Here is a 19,618-nt window from a genome sequence, read left to right on the forward strand (position 1 = left end):
CCGGATGCGGCCTCGCGCGATCCGGCGCGTTTCACCCACACGTTCGGCGGGCGCCTGCTCCGCACCGTGAATGAGAAGCCCGGCCGTGGCCGCCAGACAGAAGCGCGTCGATCGACGGTGAAAACACCGAAAGCCCGAACGATCCGCCCGCGCGGCACCCCCTGGATCCTCGGCCTCATCGGCATCCTGGTCCTCGTTCCGCTGGCGCTCATCCTGCCCCTCGCCGCCGTCGCCGCCGTGTCCGGCCTCGCGATCGTCGGCGGAGCGCTGCTGTGGCGGCGACTGTCCGCCTTCGCCGTCGCGCAGGAGGTCGTCTCGAAGGAGATCGGCGTCCTCTCTCAGCGCCTTGTGAAGCTGGAAGCCGTCACGGCCGCGCTGATCCAGTCGCGCATGCAGGATTCGGCGACGGCGGCCCCTTCGGCGCAGACTTCGGACGAGGCGGTCAAGGCAGTCGACGCACGGCTCGATGCCGGGATTGAGGAGGTGACCGCCGAGATCGGCATCCTCAGCGGCATCGTCCGGGAACTCGCCGCGGTGGTGGCGTCGCAGGACGGCGACATCGCCCGCCTGAGGGTACAGGCGCAGGCGCCCCAGCCGAAGCCGGTTCCGCAAGCGGCGGCGGAGCCGGCCCGGCCACGCCCGGCCCCGGCCGTGACCGTTCCCCCCGAGACGGAACCGGTGGCGCCGCCGATGCGGCTCGTGCCCCGCACGACCCTGCCGGCGGCCCGTCCCACCGACCATTTCGCTGCCGCCGCCGACGCGGCCTCGCTGATCGAAGCCTTCGACGGCGAGGGTCTGGAAGTTTTCCTGCAGCCGGTCGTCACCCTGCCGCAGCGCAAGGTCGTCGCCTACGAAGCGCTGGCGCGGCTCAAGGTCGGTGACGCGGTCTACGCGCCGGAGACGTTCCTGCCCGTTCTGGAGCGGCACGGCCGCACCACGGCGCTCGACCGGCGCATGCTCCAACGTGTCGCCACGATCGCGCGCCATCTCCAGGGGCGCGGCAGCCCAGCCTCGGTCAGCTACAGCCTGACGCCGCATTCGCTGTTCGAGCCGGGCTTTCTGCGCTCCCTCGGCCGCCTCGTCAGCGAGGGGCCGGAACTCGCGGGCCGCGTCGTGATCGCCCTGCCGCAATCGAGCTGGCGCAGCCTTGATGCGGAGCAGGCCGCCCTGCTGGCGGGTTTGCGCGGGCGGATCGGCTTCGTAATGGATCGCCCGATCGACCTGCGGTTTGACCCGACCGCTCTGGCCGAGCGCGGCATCACGCAGGTCAAGGTCGCAGCCTCGCTGCTGCTGCGGCCCCTCGACCGGGAGGCGAGGCCGGATATCGCCCTGGAGGATCTAGTGACATCCCTGGCGCGAGCCGGAATCCGGCTCGTCGCGACCGGCGTCGAGGCCGAGACGGAGGTGCCGGACCTCATCGATCTCGATGTGCCGCTGGCGCAAGGGGGGGTGTTCGCCGCGCCGCGTGCCGTACGGGGGGAAGTGCTCTCGGCTTCGCCCGAGGCAGCGCCGCCGCCGCCGCCCTCGCCCGAACCACCGCCGAGCCCACCGCCGCAGCGTCGCCCGTTCCGGGACTTCCTGCGCAGAGCCGGGTGAGGCCTGCAGCGGGCGCGACGTTGGTGGACGGCGGGCGTCAGCCTCGGGCGGCGTCGCGTTCCATCCGCTTACGCAGCCGGGAGGCTCCGTAGATTTTCGCCAGACGCTGGCGTGCCGCATGGACCGGCGGCGCCGCGCGCTCGGCGCGGGCGGCCGCGATCACGAGAAGCGTCGTCGCGATGGAATGGTGCATTTGCCCCTGCGCGCGGGCGCGGTCGAGGGCATCGCCGGATGCGCGATCGGACAGCAGATCGAAGTTCGCCATGTTCCAGCCCCTGCGGAGTCCCCAGCTCGGATCCCGCACCCTTTCTCAGGGATGACCGTGACGGCTTTTCGCAACGGCGATGTTCGGAACAAGGCAGCTTGGCCGTAAGGGCGTACTGATGCCGGCCCCGTCCAAGGCCGTTGTCCCGCCGCGTCAGGCGAACAGCGCGTCGATGGCATCCTGCGCGGTCGCGGGACCGCCCATCTGCGGCCCGTTGAGCAGCAGCGATTCGTTGCGCTTGCGCCGGTCGACTTCGATCTCGTCGATGCCGGCGGCGTCGCGGGCTTTCACGGCGGCACTGAAGCGGGCGAGCCGCCCTTCGAGCTGGCTCATCGCCTCTGCCACCTTGGCGATGCGCTGGCCGGTGATGTCCTGGAAGGTGCAGGCCTCGAAGATGTCGTAGATCTTGGCCTCGACGGCGTCGCGGTAGCCCGGCCCGTCGGGCAGCGCGAGAATGGCTTCGGCGGTGCCCATGATCGAGTTGGTCGCGCCAGCGGTCGCCGTCACCACCTCGCTCAACTCCTCGTGGACCATCGGCAGGCGGTCACGGGTCAGCTCGTTGGCCCGCAGGATCGCGATCGCGTCCCGCAGGCTCGCGATGTAGTCCGCGATGTCGAGAAGTTCCTTCACCATCGCCGATGGGTTGGAGTTCTGCGACCGGCCGTCGCGTGCCGTTGCCATCATCTTCATGGGCGATCTCTCGCGACGTTCTCGTGTTCGATCCGTTGACGGCCACCCAAGGGGACGACCGCTCCTTGTAGGCCGGTCCCGACGGCATGACCGCCGGGACCGGCTCTCGTTACGGTGTCAGTCCGCTCGTTCCGGCTCGGCGCGCATTCGTCCAGCGCGACGGTCCATCGGCGGATCGTGAGATCAGGCCCCGCACACCGCCTCGATCTTCGACTTGAGGGTGGCGGCGTTGAAGGGCTTGACGATGTAGTTGTTCACGCCCGCCTTCTTGGCGGCGATGACGTTCTCGGTCTTCGACTCGGCGGTGACCATGATGAACGGCGTCGTGCGCAGGCCCTCGTCGGCGCGGACATGGCGCAGAAGCTCGTAGCCGGTCATCGGCTCCATGTTCCAATCCGAGATGACGAGGCCGTACTTGCGGCCCTTCAGGCGCGCCAGTGCCGCAGTACCGTCGGAGGCATCATCCACGTCCTCGAAGCCAAGCTGCTTGAGGAGGTTGCGGATGATACGCACCATGGTCTGGTAGTCGTCGACCACCAGGATAGGCATGCTGAGGTCGAGGGCCATATGACGATTGCTCCGTTTGTCCCTGATCGATACTGGCGGCGCGGCTCTCTCGAGCGATCAACGTCGCATCGACGCGTGCGAGCGGAGCTGCCTTCCGTTCTCAGACAATAGGCGGCGCGGATTGCGAACCAGTTAATCCGGCGCCCTTCCCCTCGCTTGACCGGAGAGACTGATTTCGCCAAGTCTCCCGCCGCTCTCCCGCCGTGCGGGGACGAGGCGGACGAGCCCGGCCGCGCCGACGCGTCCCGTCGCTGCTCCCGGCGGACATTTCCTTGAGACTCGCAGACATTCGATCGCAGGAGCCGATGCCCTCAGGCGACGAGAACGCCGTGCCGCCCGCCGGGACCGGCCTCCGCCCCCCACCGAGACCCTTCACGGTCTGCCGCGAGGACGACCCGGTGCCTCCGGCGCTGGCGGGTGCCGTCACCGCGCTCGGCAATTTCGATGGCGTCCATCGCGGCCACCGCACGCTGATCGAGGCGGTGCGCGCCGAGGCAGGGTCACGTCCCGCCGTCGTGCTGACCTTCGAGCCGCATCCGCGCGCCTTCTTCGCCCCCGACCAGCCGATGTTCCGCCTCACCGGCCCCAGCGCCAAGGAGATCGTGTTCGCGCGCCTCGGTCTCGACGGCCTGATTGTGCGTCGGTTCGATGAGCGGCTGGCCGGGACCAGCGCCCGGGATTTCGTGGAGGGCTGGCTGCGCGACGGGCTCGGCCTGTCCGGCGTGGTGATCGGCCACGATTTCCATTTCGGCCGCGGGCGCGAGGGCTCGCCGGGGACGCTCGCCGAACTCTGCGCCGGGGCCGGCCTGTCCTGCCGCATCGTCCCCGCGGTCTCGGCCGATCCCGGCGATGCGCCGATCTCGTCGAGCACGATTCGCGCCGCCCTCGCATCGGGCGATGTGGCGCGGGCCAACGACCTTCTCGGCTATCGCTGGTTCGTGCTGGCCCAGGTGCGCCACGGCGACAAGCGCGGACGGACCCTTGGCTACCCCACCGCCAACCTCGCCCTCGAATCCTGCGGGCTCGCCCACGGCATCTATGCGGTGCGTGTGCGCCTCGCCGACGGCAGCCTGCACGACGGCGTGGCGAGTTACGGCCGCCGCCCGACCTTCGACGACGGCGCGCCGCTCCTCGAAGTCCACCTGTTCGACTTCAAGGGGGATCTCTACGGGCAGGAAGTCGCCGTCGAGCTGCTGGCTTACCTGCGCGGCGAGGAGAAGTTTTCGAGCGCCGAGGCGCTGATCGCGCAGATGGACGTCGACTCGGCTCGGGCCAAGGCGGCCATCCGCACGGATCGCGTGCCGTCGATGCTGGGCTGAACAGATCGAAGACGGCCTGTCAGATCGGATCGTTTCGGTGGATCCAAGCGAAGATCCCCGTCCCGACCATTATGACCGGTCCGAGCAGGATCCAGGTGAAGACCCCGATCCAGAACGCCACGGGATCGTCGGGCAGCCAGCGGTCCGTATCCCGCCGGCTCGGAAAGAGGACGACGCCACGAAGGGCGGCTCGGGCAAGCTACCGGAACGAGCCACCCCATAGGATCAGCAAACCCAACACGATGTGAAATTCGTGCCTTTGGCGCTCGTTTGCACGCGCGATGCCGCGTCGTTCTTCATGCTGCATGAGGGGGGATAGTACCCCACATGCCGAAAGACAGCGTTCAGATCCGCCTTCGGCGCAAGCCGGCGAGCAGTCGGTCAGAGCATGCTCGGAAGGATCCGGTCCGGCGGACGGTGGCCGTCCATGAAGGTCTTGATGTTGATGATGACCTTCTCGCCCATATCGGTGCGGCTCTCATGCGTTGCCGAGCCCATATGCGGCAGCAGCACGACCTTGCCGGTGCGGGCGAGCCGCACGAGGCGCGGGCTCACCGCCGGCTCCTGCTCGAACACGTCGAGGCCGGCGGCCGAGATCTCGCCGCCCTCGATCAGGCGCGCCAGCGCGTTCTCGTCGATCACCTCGCCGCGGGCGGTGTTGACGACGATCGCCTCGGGCTTGAGCAGCTTCAGGCGGCGGGCCGAGAGCAGGTGATAGGTCGCGGGCGTATGCGGGCAGTTCACCGAGACGATATCCACGCGGGCCAGCATCTGGTCGAGGGATTCCCAGTAGGTCGCATCGAGCGATTCCTCGATATGCGACGGCACCCGGCGGCGGTTGTGGTAGTGGATCGACAGCCCGAAGGCCTTGGCGCGGCGGGCGAGCGCCTGACCGATGCGTCCCATGCCGACGATGCCGAGGCGCTTCCCCGTGATGCGGCGGCCGAGCATCCAGGTCGGCGACCATCCCGTGGTCCAATCGTCGTCGGGAATGATGCGCGCGCCTTCCGCGAGGCGGCGGGCGACCGCCAGAATCAGCGCCATGGTCATGTCGGCGGTGTCCTCGGTCAGCACGCCGGGCGTGTTGGTGACCGTGATGCCGCGCTCCAGCGCCCCGGCGACGTCGATGTGATCGACACCGTTGCCGAAATTGGCGATGAGCCGCAGGTTCGGCCCCGCCTGGGCGAGCAGTCCGGCCCCGATCTCATCGGTGACGGTGGGCACGAGCACGTCGGCCTCGCGAATCGCGGCGGCGAGTGCCTCCTGCGAGAGCGGCGCATCATCGTGGTTGAGGCGGGTATCGAACAATTCGCGCATGCGCGTCTCGACGACGTCCGGCAGACGCCGCGTGACGACCACCAGCGGCTTGCGCTTCAACGACGACATGTTCCCTCCCCGACGAGGCCGTCCGCATTCCCGTGCCTGCGCCGGACGCCACCCCGCTATGCCGCGGGGGGTCGGCTTACGCTCCCTTAACCATGGCGCGGCCAGATGGAGCGGTAGGCGGACCGGTTCCCCGGCCTGCCACAGGACGTTCGGCCTCTCTAGCAGAGAGGTCGGCGAACACAATGCGGCCCTGACCCGGATGGATCAGTGCCCGAGGGTCGGCCGATCGTAAGCCGACCCGCGGACGTTTCCGGCCTGTGCTCCCGCACGCGCCGAAACGTCGCCGCCGGAATGACCTTGGAGCATTGTGCTTGTGCATCGTCTCTTCCGAAGGCCGGCGGCCACCTTTCGGGACGATGCTCCAGAGACACGGATCGGAGACGAGGCACCATGCGCCCGCCTGAGCTTCCCCCGATGAACCCCGCGCGCCTCGCGCTGCTCGCGGCCCTGTTCGCCCTTTTGATACCGCTGACTGCCGAAGCCGCGCCGGCCCCGGCGCCGGAGGTCGGCAAAGGGCCCGTAACCAAGCTGCCCCTGCCGCGCTACGCCAGCCTGAAGACCAACCGCGTCAACCTGCGCGAGGGCCCCTCGAAGGACCACCGCACCCTATGGGTGTTCCAGCGCGAGGGTCTGCCGGTCGAGATTGTCGCCGAGTTCGAGACTTGGCGCCGCATCCGCGATTCGGAAGGGACGGAGGGCTGGGTCCTGCACTCGTTGCTCTCCGGCCGGCGGACCGCCGTGGTGATTCCCCCGTCAGGCGAACGGGCCGACGCCGCCAAGGCGACGGTGCCGCTGACCGCCCGCGCCGACGAGCAGTCGGCCGAGCAGGCGCGGTTGCAGCCCGGTGTCATCGGCAGCGTGAAGGGATGCACGGGCTCGTGGTGCCGCCTCGTGGTGCCGCTTCCGGACAAGCGCGGCGACGTCGACGGCTACATCCGCCAGAATCGGTTGTGGGGCGTCTACCCCGACGAGCGGGTGGAGTAGGCCGAGCCGCCGCGCCATGATCGAAACGAGAAAGGGCCCGGAAATCCGGGCCCTTTCTCGTGTCTGAAGTCGGGGGCGCCGGATCAGGCGCGGCCGGATACCTTGCGGCGGCGCAAACGCACGATCACTTCGACGCCGGCAATCTCCATGCCCTCGGGGGCATCGGGCAGCGAATCGACCGTGATACCGCAATCCGGCATGTCGAGAACCTCGCCTTCTTCCTCGAAGAAGAAGTGGTGGTGCTCGCTCGGGTTGGTATCGAAATAGGCCTTCGAGCCATCGAGCGCGAGCTGGCGCAGCAGGCCGGCTTCGGTAAACTGATGCAGCGTGTTGTAGACGGTCGCCAGCGAGACCGGCACCTTGGCGCGCATCGCCTCGTCGTAGAGCATTTCCGCGGTCAGGTGGCGGTCGCCGCGGCCGAACAGAAGCCAGCCCAGCGAGAGACGCTGACGGGTCGGGCGCAGGCCGGCCCGGCGCAAGCGATCGCGCAGGTCGGAGAGTGGGCAGCCCCGACGGCCGCTAGCGTCGCCCGGCGAAGCGGACCGTGCGTTCAGCACGGCCTGGAGAGGCATCAGATCGGACATCGTCGGGAGCGATTCCCACTTATTTAGAATGAGTATAGCGTAGAAATTATACGGCTCACGGAGCCCTGCGGCAACCCATGCCGATGTCGACACCGGTTTGATACGTGGAAGACGCATGGCTCGCATCGGCCCGGCGGGTGTTGGGCCGAGCATAGACTGTGCATCGGCACTGCGCGGGAGCCGCTTTGTGGGCGCGCGGAGGCTGTGCTAACGAGGCGCCCATTCCATCACGCCTCGTCCGTTCGCACGCATCGGACCCGTCCGTCACCGAGGACCCGTACGTCATCCATGGCCTCTCTCGACCAGCAATCCGACGGCGCTTCTCCGCAGCGCGCTTCGAGCTTCTCCTACGAGGATCTCCTGGCCTGCGGGCGCGGTGAGCTGTTCGGGGCGGGTAATGCCCAGCTTCCGCTTCCGCCGATGCTGATGTTCGACCGGATCACCTCGATCGGGACCGAGGGCGGCGCCCACGGCAAGGGTCACGTGCTGGCCGAGTTCGACATCCGGCCGGACCTCTGGTTCTTCCCCTGCCACTTCAAGGACGATCCGGTGATGCCCGGCTGCCTCGGGCTCGACGCCCTGTGGCAGCTCGTCGGCTTCCACCTCGGCTGGCTCGGCGCATTGGGCCGCGGCCGGGCGCTTGGCGTCGGCGAGGTGAAGTTCACCGATCAGGTGCTGCCGACCGTCAAGCAGGTCGTCTACGGCATCGACATCAAGCGCGTGCGTCAGGGCAAGCTCGTGCTCGGGATCGCCGACGGGTGGCTCGAGGCCGATGGCCGGCGCATCTACGAGGCGAACGACCTGCGCGTGGCGCTCTTCCGCGCCTGAGACCAGCTCAGCTCGCTCGATCCTGCCCCTCGGTTCGGAGGGTATTTTGCGCCGAACCGGCCGCCGGTTCGGCGCCGAGTGCGTGAAGCGCGGTTGAGATTGGCCGCGCATCATCCTAACTGACCCCCCGAGGAAACGCCGCACCAGCCGCGGCGTCAGCAGCACGAGCCATCATGCGGCGTGTCGTCATCAGCGGGATGGGCATCGTCTCGTCCATCGGCAACAATACCGGGGAGGTTCTGGACTCCCTGCGCGAGGCCCGTTCCGGGATCGCCCGCTCCGAGGCGCAGGCCGCACACGGCTTCCGCAGCCAAGTGGCGGGTGCGCCGACGATCGATCCCGAGGGCGTCGTCGATCGCCGCGCCATGCGCTTCCACGGCGGCGGCACCGCCTGGAACCACATCGCCATGGATCAGGCGATCCGCGATGCGGGCCTGGAGGAGCGCGAGGTCTCCAACGACCGCACCGGCATCATCATGGGCTCGGGCGGTCCCTCGACCCGGACCATCGTCGAATCCGCCGCCATCGCCCGCGAGAAGGGGCCGAAGCGCGTCGGCCCGTTCGCGGTGCCAAAAGCGATGTCCTCGACCGCCTCGGCCACGCTGGCGACGTGGTTCAAGATCCGCGGCGTGAACTATTCGATCTCCTCGGCCTGCGCGACCTCGAATCACTGTATCGGCAACGCCGCAGAGATCATCCGTGGCGGCCGGCAGGACATCATCTTCGCGGGTGGCTGCGAGGAGCTGGACTGGACGCTCTCCGTCCTGTTCGACGCCATGGGCGCGATGTCCTCGCGCTACAACGAGACCCCGGCCCGCGCCTCGCGCGCCTATGACGTGAATCGCGACGGTTTCGTCATCGCGGGCGGCGCCGGCGTGCTGGTGCTGGAGGAGTACGAGCACGCCAAGGCTCGCGGCGCGCGGATCTACGGCGAGGTCGCCGGCTACGGCGCCACCTCCGACGGTCACGACATGGTCGCCCCCTCCGGCGAGGGCGCGGTGCGCTGCATGCGCCAAGCCATGGAAGACCTGAAGGGCGTCAGGATCGACTACATCAACCCGCACGCCACCTCGACGCCGGTCGGCGACGACAAGGAGATCGAGGCGATCCGCGCAGTGTTCGGTGCCGGCGACGCCTGCCCGCCGATCTCGGCCACCAAGTCGCTGACTGGGCATTCGCTGGGCGCGACCGGCGTGCAGGAGGCGATCTACGCGCTCCTGATGATGAACAACGGCTTCATCTGCGAGAGCGCGCATATCGAGGAACTCGACCCGGCCTTCGCCGACATGCCGATCCTGCGCCAGCGCCGGGACGGAGCCCAACTCGGGCACGTGATGTCGAATTCCTTCGGCTTCGGCGGCACCAACGCGACGCTCGTGCTCAAACATCCGGATGCGTGACCGATCCCGCTGCACGGCATCACGCCGTGCGGCACCGGCCCTTTCGCACCTGCGAAATAAAAGCAAAGCATAAGCCGGACCTTAGTCTGATGGACCGGCGGAACCCACCCGTTGCACGCACGTTCCTGCTTCGATATGCAGGTTAAATCATGATCGCTCTCCTCACTCTGCTAACAGTCTCCGGCATCGCCATCGCCGCGAGCGTGGCGGTGCGCGCCAAGCAGACTCTGATCGATGACGCGCAGTCGGGAACCCGCGGCTACTTCTGACGACCGCCCGCGAACGATCCATGGTTCGGCCCCGCCGCCTCCGTGCCGGGGCCTTTTTCATGACTGGCCTCCGGTGCCGCTCCGGGATGCCCGTGCGCAATCCGGCGCCACGCGTGGACAGGCCCTCGCCCGGCGGGCTAAGCCTCGCAGGGGGCGCCTCGGCGCCGGGCCGAACGCGTACGGGTTGGTGGAATGACGGGTTTGATGGCTGGCAAGCGCGGCCTCATCATGGGGGTCGCCAACGATCATTCGATCGCATGGGGCATCGCCAAGACCCTGCACCGGCACGGTGCCGAACTGGCCTTCACCTATCAGGGCGAGGCTCTTGGCCGCCGGGTGACACCGCTGGCCGCCTCCGTCGGCTCCGACATCGTGCTGCCCTGCGACGTCGAGGATCTCGCCACCGTCGATGCCGCCTTCGCCACCCTCGACGCACGCTTCCCCGACGGGATCGACTTCATCGTCCACGCCATCGGCTTTTCCGACAAGGCGCAGCTCAAGGGCCGCTACGTCGATGTCACGACCCGCGCGAACTTTTCGCGGACCATGACGATCTCCTGCTTCTCCTTCACCGAGATCGCCCAGCGTGCCGCCGCCCGGATGCCGCGGGGCGGCGCGCTGCTGACGCTGACCTATGCCGGCTCGACCCGGGTGATGCCGAACTACAACGTGATGGGTGTGGCCAAGGCCGCGCTCGAAGCGTCCGTCCGCTATCTCGCCAGCGACCTCGGCCCCGACGGGATCCGCGTCAACGCGCTCTCGGCCGGCCCGATGCGCACGCTGGCCGGCGCCGGCATCGCCGACGCACGGCTGATGTACAACCACCAGAAGGCGCACGCGCCGCTGCGGCGCACGGTGACGCTGGACGATGTCGGCAACTCCGCCCTCTACCTGCTGTCCGACCTCTCGGGCGGCGTGACCGGCGAAATCCACTTCGTCGATTCGGGCTACAACATCATCTCGATGCCACGCCCGGCAGTGCTTCAGGCCCAGGACGAGGCGGGCGTCGTCGGCGATCTGTGATCCCGCCGGCAGCGTGTCGTCGCGTCGCTTGTGCACGACCGCGTCACGCCGCAGGGTGCGGCCCGCGATGATCCCCTCCCCCCGCCGACTCGTGCCGCGATCCCTTTCCCTGACGCTAGTCCTGGCTTCCCTCCTGCTCATGGGTGGCGCGGGCGCAGCGTGGGCGCAGAGTGTCACCCTCGATCTCGGCGCGGGCGGCACCACGGAACGGGCGCTCCAACTCGTCGCACTGATCACGGTGCTCGCGCTCGCGCCCTCCGTGCTGGTGATGGCGACCTCGTTCACCCGGATCGTCGTCGTGCTGTCGATCCTGCGCTCGGCGCTCGGCACGCAGACCGCCCCGCCCAACACGGTGATGGTCAGCTTGGCCCTGTTCCTGACCGCCTTCGTGATGGCGCCGACGGCACGGGAGGCCTACCGGACCGGCGTCGAGCCGTTGATGGCGGGCCAGATCAGCCAGTCCCAGGCGTTCGAGCGCGCCTCGGCTCCGTTCAAGACCTTCATGCTGCGCAACGTGCGCGAGAAGGATCTCAAGCTGTTCCTCGACATGGCACGCCAGCCGGCCCCGGCGGGCCCGGAGGCGATCGGCCTGGAGATCGTCACTCCGGCCTTCATGATCTCCGAGCTTCGGCGCGCCTTCGAGATCGGCTTCCTCCTGTTCATCCCCTTCCTCATCATCGACCTCGTCGTCGCCTCGGTGCTGATGGCGATGGGCATGATGATGCTGCCGCCGGCCACCGTCGCGCTCCCGTTCAAGCTGATCTTCTTCGTTCTGGTCGATGGTTGGACGCTGGTGGCGGGCTCCCTGATTCAGAGCTACGGAGGCTGAGGCCCGCCACGATACGATTCGAGGTTGTGGCGGCCGCGTAAAGAGGACGCCGACGCATGGATCTGACGACCACCACCACTCATTGGGCCCCGCGGATGCTGAGCATCCTGCGCATCGTCTCGGCGATGGTCTTCATGGCGCACGGCACGCAGAAGATTCTCGGCTTTCCGGCAAGCTCGATGAACCCGCCGCTGATGTCGCTGTCGGGCATCGCCGGCCTGCTCGAACTCATCGGCGGCGCGCTGCTCGTGGTCGGGCTGTTCAGCCGGCCGGTGGCCTTCATCCTCTCCGGTCAGATGGCCTTTGCCTACTTCATCGCCCACGCTCCCAAGAGCTTCTTCCCGGCGCTGAACGGCGGCGATGCGGCGATCCTGTTCTGCTTCGTCTTTCTCTACATCGCCTTCGCCGGCCCCGGCCCGTGGAGCATCGACGCGCAGCGCGGTCGCGGCCGGTACTGAGCCTCACCCCGGCGGCGGGGACGGCGCCTCGGCGCGGTTGCCCGTCGCTGCGCTGCCGGGTTCCGGTACGGCGCTCTCGGGGTAGCGCTTGCGGTACTCCGAGAGGAAGGCGGCGAGCGTCTCCGCCTTGGTGGCCCGCAGGGCCGCGTCGCGGAAGGCGGCGGAGCGGGGCGCGTCCGGCCGCGTCAGCATGGCGAAGGTGCGGGCATCAGCGCTCTCGGCCATCGGCCCCGCGAACTTCGCCTTCAGCCGTTCGAGCCCGAGAGACTCGCCCGCGAGACCGTAGGCGATGCCCGCCCGGATCACGTCGGCCCGCGCGGTGTCGTCGAGGGGTTTGCCGGAGCGCCAAGCCGGCCCGAGGATCATCTCGTGCGCCTCACCGGCCTCGCGCCAGCGCCGGGCCGCCCACAGGATGTCGGCCCGCAGACGCTCGGCGTCGGCCCCGGTCTCGCCCTCGACCGTCTCGAGCGCGAGATCGGTACGGGAGAGGTCCGACAGGGCGCGGGCGCGCAGCATCGCGCGTGCGCGGCGCACGTCGTCGGGCAGTTCGGGCAGGTGCGTCGCGTCGAGCGTCTGGAGCGCCTGAAGCGGCTTGCCCTCCATCAGGCGGATCGTGGCGAGACGCGCCGAAACCGACGAGCGGGCCGTGCCCTCCAGCCGGTGATCGATCTGATATTGCAGCAATTCGTCGGCGGAATCGAGCAGGTCGAGGGCAACGAGGCGGTCGGCCAACCGCCGCACGATCTCGTCGGCACGCCGGCCGGCGGGCGCGAAGTCCTTGAAGTCGAAGTAGAGCGCCAGCGCCTCGACGCCGCCGAGCCGCTCGCCACGGGCGCCCAGGAACAGATCCTCGAACACGGCCAGAGCCCGGTCGTGCAGGGCGCGGGCAATCGGCGCCTCGGGGCTCAGGGCGTTGGCGCGGCGGGCGGTGGTGAAGATCTTGCGCCAGCGCCCGGCTTCCTCATAGAGGCCGCCGAGCGCGCCGAGCGTTCCGATCTCGGTCGGGCCGCCGTGCCAGGTCAGGGCCAGAACTTCCAACTGGTCGATCGCTTCGGGCAGAGGCGTCTTGCCAAGGGTGTGGCCGAGGGAGGCGGCGCGCAGGGTCGCTTCCGCCGCCAGCGGCCATGGCGCTTGGCCCCGCAGCGTCTCGTAGGCCGCCAACGCCGCCGCGCTGCGGCCGGTCGCCTCGTCCATCTTCGCCCGCAGCAGCGTCAGCCGGTCTCGGGTGTACTCGGTCGCGGCGCGAGTGGCGGCAATCGATTCGCGGGTGACCGCCTCCCAATCGCCGGTCTCGACCGCGGCCTCGGCGGCGGCGGCATGGAACAGCGAGGCGAGCGGCTCGGGGTAGCGCTCCAGGACTGACTCACCGGCACGCAGAGCGACGGCCGCCTCGCTCCAACGGCCGGCCAAGGCGTCGGCGTAGCCGCGCCAGAGCCGGGCTTCCGGATTGGTGGCGAGCCGCTCGTCGGAGAGGAGCTTGCGCGCCTCCTCCGCCCGTCCGATCCGGGCGAGCAGGATACCGCGCATCAGCGCCGTCTGCCGGTCGCCGTCGATGACCACGTCGTCGGCGGCGGCGGAAGTCAGCGCGCCCAGCGCCTCCACGTCGAGGTCGTTGGCCATCATCGCCCGGGCGAGACCGAGGCGGGCGCCGCCGCGGTCACGGCGATGGGCCTCGACGGCGGCGGCGAGTCCTTCCCGCAGGGTCGCGCGCACGTCGCCGCGCTGTGCTCGTTCCCAGGCGTCGCGATCGACCGCCAGTTCCGTGACGGCGCCCACGGGCGGATCTGCGGGGCGGGAAATGCCCGACACCGAGAGCCCGCCGTCGCGGCCTTCCCGTGCACCCTCTCTTGCCCCCTCACGGCCGATCGTCACGCCGTCGAGATCCGGCCGCACGATGAGATCGTCGGCGTTGGCGAGAACGGCGAGGCCGAGCCGGCTCGGAATCAGCTCGAACTCCACGAAGCGCTGCGCCTTGACGACTCCGGCGGGGCGGCTGCCGTCGGTGGTGACGACGGCGATGCGCTCGCCGTCGAGATCGAGCCAACCGGCCGGGCCTGCCTCGGGCAGCCGCACGGTGACGCCGAGCCGGCCCTGAGCCATCGGCGCGCGCTGGGCGGTCAGGCTCTCGCTCGGCGAGAGACCGTCGCCGGTCGCCAGCTCCCATCCGGCCGGCTCGGTGACGGGCAGAAGATCCACGAGCCGGCCCGCGGGTGCGGTGAAGCGGAGAATGGTGAAGCCGCCGCTGCGCAGCGGCGGCGCGAGCGCGACGAGACCCGTGGCACCGGGCGGCGGCACGGTGACCGGCTCGGTCGTAGCGAAGACGAGGGTGACGATGCCGCCGCGCTCGAATAACGCCGCCGGCACGCGCTTGGCGAAGGGGAAGACGAGGCCGGAGCCCGCCTTGCGCGACACCGGGGCCGGCGCGGCGTGGCGCGGCGATGCGGCGGCGCTCGCTGCGGCGGGCCGCGCGGCCTCTTTCGGTGCCTCCTTTGCCCCGCCCTTCGCCTCGGCGACCGGCGGAACGGGCGAGCTCGCCGTCTCGGTCGCGGTTTCCGTTACCTTGGGCTTGGTGACGAAATCGATCGCCACGACATCCTCGTCGCGCAGGGTGGCGAGTGTCACCCCCTCGGCCGGGCTCGCGACGATCCGTGTCTCGCCCGCCTCCGTCTCGACCGTGACACGGCCGAGATTCGGATCGAGGCGGCCGCGCAGGGCATGGTCGTCGATACGCCAGGCTCCCGGCAGCGTCATGCGCGTGCCGGTGCCGTTCGGGGCGAAGGCGGCCTCGGAGCCTTCCGGCAGGCGCAGGGAGAGCCGGGTGCGCGCATCGGTGCGGGCGAGTTCAAGGGCGAGCGGACGCGGCACCGGGGCCGGGTTGCGCGCCTTCAGGCTGGCCTCGGCGGCGGCCGCCCGGCGGGCGAGGTCAGCGACGACTTCGGTGGGTAGCGGCGGAAGGAAGCCGTTCCAGCTCTCCGGCAGGAGATCGATGAAGACCTGTTCGCCGGCATCCTGCACGTTGACGCGGTAGGGCCGCTGCAGGGCGAGGCGCAGGGCCGAGCCGTCGGGGTCGCGCCGCACCACGGTGACGTAGTCCGGCATCCCCGCCGCGATGCGCTCGGGACCGGCCCCCACCGCTCCGCCGAAATTGAGTACGAGGATCGCGCCCGACACCCGCGCCTTGACGGAGACCGGCTCATCGAAGGTCAGGACGATGCGGCCGAAGCCCTCCGGCGGCTGCGCGCCCTTGGCCGAGACGAGCCGGGCCGCCTCCGCCGCCGAGGCCGCGGCACAGAGGCCGACAGCGAAGCCGGCGCGCAGGAGAACCCTGCCCGGACGCCGCTTTGCCTGACCGGCCCCTCCCCCCATCGCCCGAAACGCCCGCCCTCACCGGCGGCCGGCCCTCGACGGCCGGGCGCCGAACGCCACTCGTGCCGGCACTCTCGCCCAGCGCAGTGAACGGGCGCTTAAGGACGACGCTCGGTTACGAGGCCTTGCGCAGGACGAGGCCGGGGATCGCCTTGCCTTTCTCGCCGAACATCTCCTGCGCCTTGCGGCAGCTCTCATCGACGTCCTTCCGGTAGGCTTCGGTGTAGCCCATGCTGCGCATGAGCAATTCGCCCTTCGAGATCGCGTCGATGTCGACGCCCATGGCGGAGACCACCGCCTTGAACCGTTCGTAATCGGGCTGCGCCTCCTTGCAGGATTCGCCGACGAAGCGGACGAGCCCTGCGAGCTTGGCCGCATTCGCCTCCTGGCGCTCCTGCGCGGTCTGGGGCGCCTTCGGGGCACCGTCCGGAGCAGCCTCGGGCGCAGTCTTGGCGATGTCAGGCGCGGCGGGTGCCTCGGCCGCAGCGGCGAGCGGCCATGCGAACAGAATCGCGGCTGCGATCGCGAAATGCTTCATCGTGTTTCTCCCTGGGCCTTTTGCATAATCATTATCTTGATCTTATTTTTGTCGCCCCAGCATAGCAAAGGCGCGGGCGTTGTTCTGCCCTCTTCGCGAAGCTTTGTCGAAGCGCCGGCCGCGCGGCATGTCGCGGCCGGCCCCGATCGGGGTCAGACCGACTTCGCCGCGCGCCCCGCTGCCATCAGCGCGAAAGCGTAGATCAGGCCGACCTCCTCCAGGCGGTCGAACCGGCCGGCGGCGCCGCCGTGCCCGGCTTCCATGTTGATCTTCATGAGAACCGGGCCGCCGCCGGTCATGGTGGCGCGCAGACGCGCCACCCATTTGGCCGGCTCCCAATAGGTCACGCGCGGATCGGTGAGGCCGCCGAGCGCAAGGATCGCCGGATAGGCCTTGGCGGCGACGTTGTCGTAGGGCGAGTAGGCCAGGATCGTCTTGAAGGCCTCCTCGCTCTCGGCCGGGTTGCCCCATTCGGGCCATTCCGGCGGCGTCAGCGGCAGATCCGCATCGAGCATGGTGTTGAGCACATCGACGAAGGGCACGTCGGCGACGATGCCGGCGAACAGCTCCGGCGCGAGGTTGGCGGCCGCCCCCATCAGCATGCCGCCCGCGCTGCCGCCATGGGCGACGATCCGGCCCTGGGCGGTGTAGCCCGCCTCGATCAGCGCCCGGCCGCAGGCCACGAAATCGGTGAAGGTGTTCGGCTTCTTCTCGCGCTTGCCGTCGAGATACCAGTTCCAGCCCTTCTCGGTACCGCCGCGGACATGGGCGATGGCGTAGACGAAGCCGCGATCGACGAGGCTGAGCAGGTTGGTGCGAAAGCCCGCCGGCATCAGCGTGCCGTAGGAGCCGTAGCCGTAGAGCAGCAGCGGCGCCGAGCCGTCGAGGCTGAGCCCGCGGCGGTGCAGGAGCGAAATCGGCACGCTCTCGCCGTCGGGTGCGGTCGCGAACAGGCGCCGGGTCACGTAGTCGGCGGGCTCGTGGCCGCTCGGCACGCTCTGGCGCTTGCGCAGGATGCGGGCGCGGGTGACGCAATCGTAGTCGTAGGTCTCGGCCGGCGTCGTCATCGACGAATAGCTGAAGCGGATCCGCGCCGTCTCGAACTCGTAGCCCGGCAGCAACCCGAGCGAGTAAGCTTCCTCGGCAAAGGAGACGGTGTGCTCCTCGCCCTTCATGTCGCGCACGACGATGCGCGGCAGGGCGTTCTCCAGTTCGAGCCGCACGAGGTGATTGCCGAGCACGTGCAGGTGCCGGATCATCACGCCGGGCCGGTACGGCACCGCGTCGCGCCAGTTCTCGCGCGCGGTGGCGTCGAGGGGGCAGGTGACGATCTTGAAGTCCACCGCGCCGTCGGCATTCGTCAGGATGACGAGGTACGAGCCCCAATGCTCGACCGAATAGATCAGCCGCTCCTCGCGCGGTGCGACACAGGCCAGCGCGCCCTCGTCGTCGGCGCGATCGAGCAGGTAGACCTCCGATGTCTCGTGGTCGCTCGCCGTGACCGTAAGGTAGGTACCCGACTGGGTGCGGCCGATGTTCACGAAGAAACCCGGATCGGATTCCTCGTAAACGGTCGTGTCTTCCGCCTGATCGGTGCCGAGGCGGTGGCGCATGACGCGGGCCGGACGGTGGTTCTCGTCCAGCGCCACGTAGAAGAAGGCGGTGCCGGAAGCGTTCCACACCGCGTCGCCGGCAGTCGACTCGACCCGCTCGGCGCGGTCCTCGCCGGTGTCGAGGTCACGCACGCGGATGGTGTGGAGTTCCGAGCCCTTGGTGTCGACGCCCCAGGCGAGCAGGCGGTGGTCGTCGGAATGGGCTGCTCCGGCGATCTCGAAGAAGGCGAGGCCCTCGCCCTCCCGGTCGCCGTCGAGCAGGATCTGCTCACCAATCTCGCCGTCCTCCGGCTCCTCGGCGATGCGGTGGACGGTGCGCGGACGGCGGCAGACCAGCGGATGCTGTCCGCCATCGCGGTGGCGGGAATAATAGGCAAAAGGTCCGTCGGGCTCGGGCACCGAGGCATCATCCTCGCGGATGCGCCCGCGCATCTCGGCGACCAGGGTTTTGCGCAGGTCGGCCGCGCCGCTGAGCGCAGCCTCGGCATAGGTGTTCTCGGCTTCGAGATAGGCGCGGATGTTGGGGGCCAGCGCCGACGGGTCCTTCAGCACCGCACGCCAGTTCTCGGCCTTGAGCCATGCGAACGGGTCTTCGACGCGCTGGCCGAAGAGGTCGAAGGCGTGCGGGCGTGTCTCGGCAACGGGTGCCTCGGACGGCAGGGCGAAGGGGGGTGGCTCGAAGGTCATCGCCGGACTCCGGTGGGAACGCTGAATGGGACGCTTGAGAAAAAACGCGTGAGATATCAGGCGGTGTGCCGCGCGGCGGCCGTGGCCGCAAGGCTGGCAAATGCGCCGCCCCCTTGCCACGCCTCTGCTGCTCCACGCCGCGGCGCGGGTGCGAACGCAGCGGATGGACCGTCCCGGTCTCAGAGATATCGAGCATTCACGACAAATTGTGCACGTCCCAGATGGCGAAGGGTCCGTTCAGTTGTGCATACCCGTCCTGTCTTGCAGGTCTAATTTGGATGTTCTAGGTAGAACCCGTGACTGCGGGGGCGTCACGCCAAACCGAAATCAAGCGGCATCATTGCACAGGCCGATAGGTACCTGTCCGTTTCCATCTTCAAGCCGGATGACGGGCCGGATCGATTGCGCGCGATGCACCGCCAAGGGACAGCCAAGAACATGAACGAAACCGAGACGCCGGTCGATTACGTCGCTCTCACGGCCGATATCGTCGCCGCCTATGTGAGCAATAACCCGGTGCCGGCCGCCGAACTCGCCGGTCTGATCGGCAGCATCCACGGCGCCCTGATCCAGGTCGGAACCGGCCGCACCGGCGCTCCGCAGCCCGTGGCCCAGGAGGCGCTCCAGCCGGCCGTTTCGATCAAGAAGTCGATCCAGCCGGACTATCTCGTCTGCCTGGAAGACGGGCGGACCTTCAAGTCGCTGAAGCGGCACCTGCGCGCCAAATACAACCTTTCCCCCGAGCAGTATCGCGCCAAGTGGGGCCTGTCGCCCGACTACCCGATGGTAGCGCCGAACTATGCCAAGGCTCGCTCCGACCTCGCCAAGGCGATCGGCCTCGGTCAGGTGCGGCCGGGCTACGAGGCAGCCGCCTGAGGTTTCTTCCGCCGCCCCTCACGAAACGCAGGCTGCGCCGCCCTGTTCAGGCCTGGCGCAGCGGCGGTTCGTGCGGGGGGGGGGGGGGGGCCATGGGGGAACAAGTTTTCCAAAAAAAAAACGGGGGAAGCGCCAACCCTCGGCTCTTTGCCTTTCACCTGGGGGGCGACCGCCCCCCCGAAAACTTCGCAAAACCAACGAAACCCCCCCCCGGGGGGCCCCCCCCCCGGGCTCGCGCCGGGGCCGCCCCTACGTATCCCTTCAAGCAGGGGGGATACGGGGTGCGCGGCAAGGCCGAGGACGAGAGCGCAGAGACCGGAAAACCACCCCCACCAAGCCC

At 69.2% G+C, this 19,618-nt stretch carries 17 protein-coding genes; 9 read left to right on the top strand and 8 right to left on the bottom strand.

Annotated elements, in window-relative coordinates:
• Nucleotides 1–117 precede the first annotated feature (117 nt).
• The gene (locus MKK50_RS02340) at nucleotides 118–1,596 is read left to right on the top strand and encodes an EAL domain-containing protein (RefSeq protein ID WP_499020130.1); all 1,479 of its coding nucleotides are present in this window, start codon (nucleotides 118–120) and stop codon (nucleotides 1,594–1,596) included.
• A 37-nt stretch (nucleotides 1,597–1,633) separates the two neighbouring features.
• Here MKK50_RS02340 and MKK50_RS02345 read toward each other — a convergent pair whose 3' ends face one another.
• The 3 genes from MKK50_RS02345 to MKK50_RS02355 all read right to left on the bottom strand — a co-directional run bounded on the left by MKK50_RS02345 (nucleotide 1,634) and on the right by MKK50_RS02355 (nucleotide 3,118).
• The gene (locus MKK50_RS02345; protein ID WP_253367722.1) at nucleotides 1,634–1,861 is read right to left on the bottom strand and encodes a hypothetical protein; all 228 of its coding nucleotides are present in this window, start codon (nucleotides 1,859–1,861) and stop codon (nucleotides 1,634–1,636) included.
• Between the two features lie 153 nt (nucleotides 1,862–2,014).
• Complete coding sequence (locus MKK50_RS02350; RefSeq protein WP_253367720.1) at nucleotides 2,015–2,551, bottom strand: protein phosphatase CheZ; 537 nt, start codon at nucleotides 2,549–2,551, stop codon at nucleotides 2,015–2,017.
• Between the two features lie 183 nt (nucleotides 2,552–2,734).
• The gene (locus MKK50_RS02355) at nucleotides 2,735–3,118 is read right to left on the bottom strand and encodes a response regulator (RefSeq protein ID WP_003604011.1); all 384 of its coding nucleotides are present in this window, start codon (nucleotides 3,116–3,118) and stop codon (nucleotides 2,735–2,737) included.
• 305 nt (nucleotides 3,119–3,423) lie between these two features.
• On the opposite strand from MKK50_RS02355, the gene MKK50_RS02360 reads away from it, so the two are divergent.
• Complete coding sequence (locus tag MKK50_RS02360; protein ID WP_499020132.1) at nucleotides 3,424–4,437, top strand: bifunctional riboflavin kinase/FAD synthetase; 1,014 nt, start codon at nucleotides 3,424–3,426, stop codon at nucleotides 4,435–4,437.
• Between the two features lie 381 nt (nucleotides 4,438–4,818).
• Here the strand turns inward: MKK50_RS02360 and MKK50_RS02365 are convergent, their stop codons facing one another.
• On the bottom strand, nucleotides 4,819–5,823 hold the full coding sequence (locus MKK50_RS02365) for a 2-hydroxyacid dehydrogenase (RefSeq protein ID WP_253367716.1): 1,005 nt from the start codon (nucleotides 5,821–5,823) through the stop codon (nucleotides 4,819–4,821).
• A gap of 390 nt (nucleotides 5,824–6,213) precedes the next feature.
• Between MKK50_RS02365 and MKK50_RS02370 the strand changes: the two genes are divergently transcribed.
• Nucleotides 6,214–6,807 (top strand): SH3 domain-containing protein, encoded by a 594-nt coding sequence (locus tag MKK50_RS02370; RefSeq protein ID WP_253367714.1) that lies wholly within the window; start codon nucleotides 6,214–6,216, stop codon nucleotides 6,805–6,807.
• Between the two features lie 83 nt (nucleotides 6,808–6,890).
• Here the strand turns inward: MKK50_RS02370 and irrA are convergent, their stop codons facing one another.
• Complete coding sequence (irrA, locus tag MKK50_RS02375; protein ID WP_253373944.1) at nucleotides 6,891–7,391, bottom strand: iron response transcriptional regulator IrrA; 501 nt, start codon at nucleotides 7,389–7,391, stop codon at nucleotides 6,891–6,893.
• A 288-nt stretch (nucleotides 7,392–7,679) separates the two neighbouring features.
• Here irrA and fabA point away from each other — a divergent pair, with 288 nt between their 5' ends.
• The 5 genes from fabA to MKK50_RS02400 all read left to right on the top strand — a co-directional run bounded on the left by fabA (nucleotide 7,680) and on the right by MKK50_RS02400 (nucleotide 12,198).
• A complete protein-coding gene (fabA, locus tag MKK50_RS02380) occupies nucleotides 7,680–8,219 on the top strand; it encodes a bifunctional 3-hydroxydecanoyl-ACP dehydratase/trans-2-decenoyl-ACP isomerase (protein ID WP_003604006.1) in 540 nt (179 codons plus the stop codon).
• Between the two features lie 173 nt (nucleotides 8,220–8,392).
• A complete protein-coding gene (fabB, locus tag MKK50_RS02385; protein WP_499020134.1) occupies nucleotides 8,393–9,619 on the top strand; it encodes a beta-ketoacyl-ACP synthase I in 1,227 nt (408 codons plus the stop codon).
• A 461-nt stretch (nucleotides 9,620–10,080) separates the two neighbouring features.
• Nucleotides 10,081–10,911: an enoyl-ACP reductase FabI gene (fabI, locus tag MKK50_RS02390; protein WP_253367712.1), complete on the top strand. Its 831-nt coding sequence runs from the start codon at nucleotides 10,081–10,083 to the stop codon at nucleotides 10,909–10,911.
• Between the two features lie 67 nt (nucleotides 10,912–10,978).
• A complete protein-coding gene (gene fliP, locus MKK50_RS02395) occupies nucleotides 10,979–11,740 on the top strand; it encodes a flagellar type III secretion system pore protein FliP (RefSeq protein ID WP_499020136.1) in 762 nt (253 codons plus the stop codon).
• Between the two features lie 56 nt (nucleotides 11,741–11,796).
• Entirely contained in the window at nucleotides 11,797–12,198 is a 402-nt protein-coding gene (locus MKK50_RS02400; protein WP_499020137.1) for a DoxX family protein, read from the top strand.
• Between the two features lie 3 nt (nucleotides 12,199–12,201).
• Here MKK50_RS02400 and MKK50_RS02405 read toward each other — a convergent pair whose 3' ends face one another.
• The 3 genes from MKK50_RS02405 to MKK50_RS02415 form a co-directional block, all read right to left on the bottom strand.
• Nucleotides 12,202–15,564 (bottom strand): hypothetical protein, encoded by a 3,363-nt coding sequence (locus MKK50_RS02405; RefSeq protein WP_499020140.1) that lies wholly within the window; start codon nucleotides 15,562–15,564, stop codon nucleotides 12,202–12,204.
• Between the two features lie 115 nt (nucleotides 15,565–15,679).
• Entirely contained in the window at nucleotides 15,680–16,102 is a 423-nt protein-coding gene (locus MKK50_RS02410) for a hypothetical protein (protein WP_499020142.1), read from the bottom strand.
• Nucleotides 16,103–16,254: 152 nt separating this feature from the next.
• The gene (locus MKK50_RS02415; RefSeq protein ID WP_499020144.1) at nucleotides 16,255–18,402 is read right to left on the bottom strand and encodes a S9 family peptidase; all 2,148 of its coding nucleotides are present in this window, start codon (nucleotides 18,400–18,402) and stop codon (nucleotides 16,255–16,257) included.
• A 438-nt stretch (nucleotides 18,403–18,840) separates the two neighbouring features.
• Here MKK50_RS02415 and MKK50_RS02420 point away from each other — a divergent pair, with 438 nt between their 5' ends.
• Nucleotides 18,841–19,278 (top strand): Ros/MucR family transcriptional regulator, encoded by a 438-nt coding sequence (locus MKK50_RS02420; RefSeq protein ID WP_253367706.1) that lies wholly within the window; start codon nucleotides 18,841–18,843, stop codon nucleotides 19,276–19,278.
• Nucleotides 19,279–19,618 lie beyond the last annotated feature (340 nt).

This window comes from Methylobacterium sp. J-043, assembly GCF_022829505.1.
Classification (GTDB): Bacteria; Pseudomonadota; Alphaproteobacteria; order Rhizobiales; family Beijerinckiaceae; genus Methylobacterium; species Methylobacterium extorquens_A.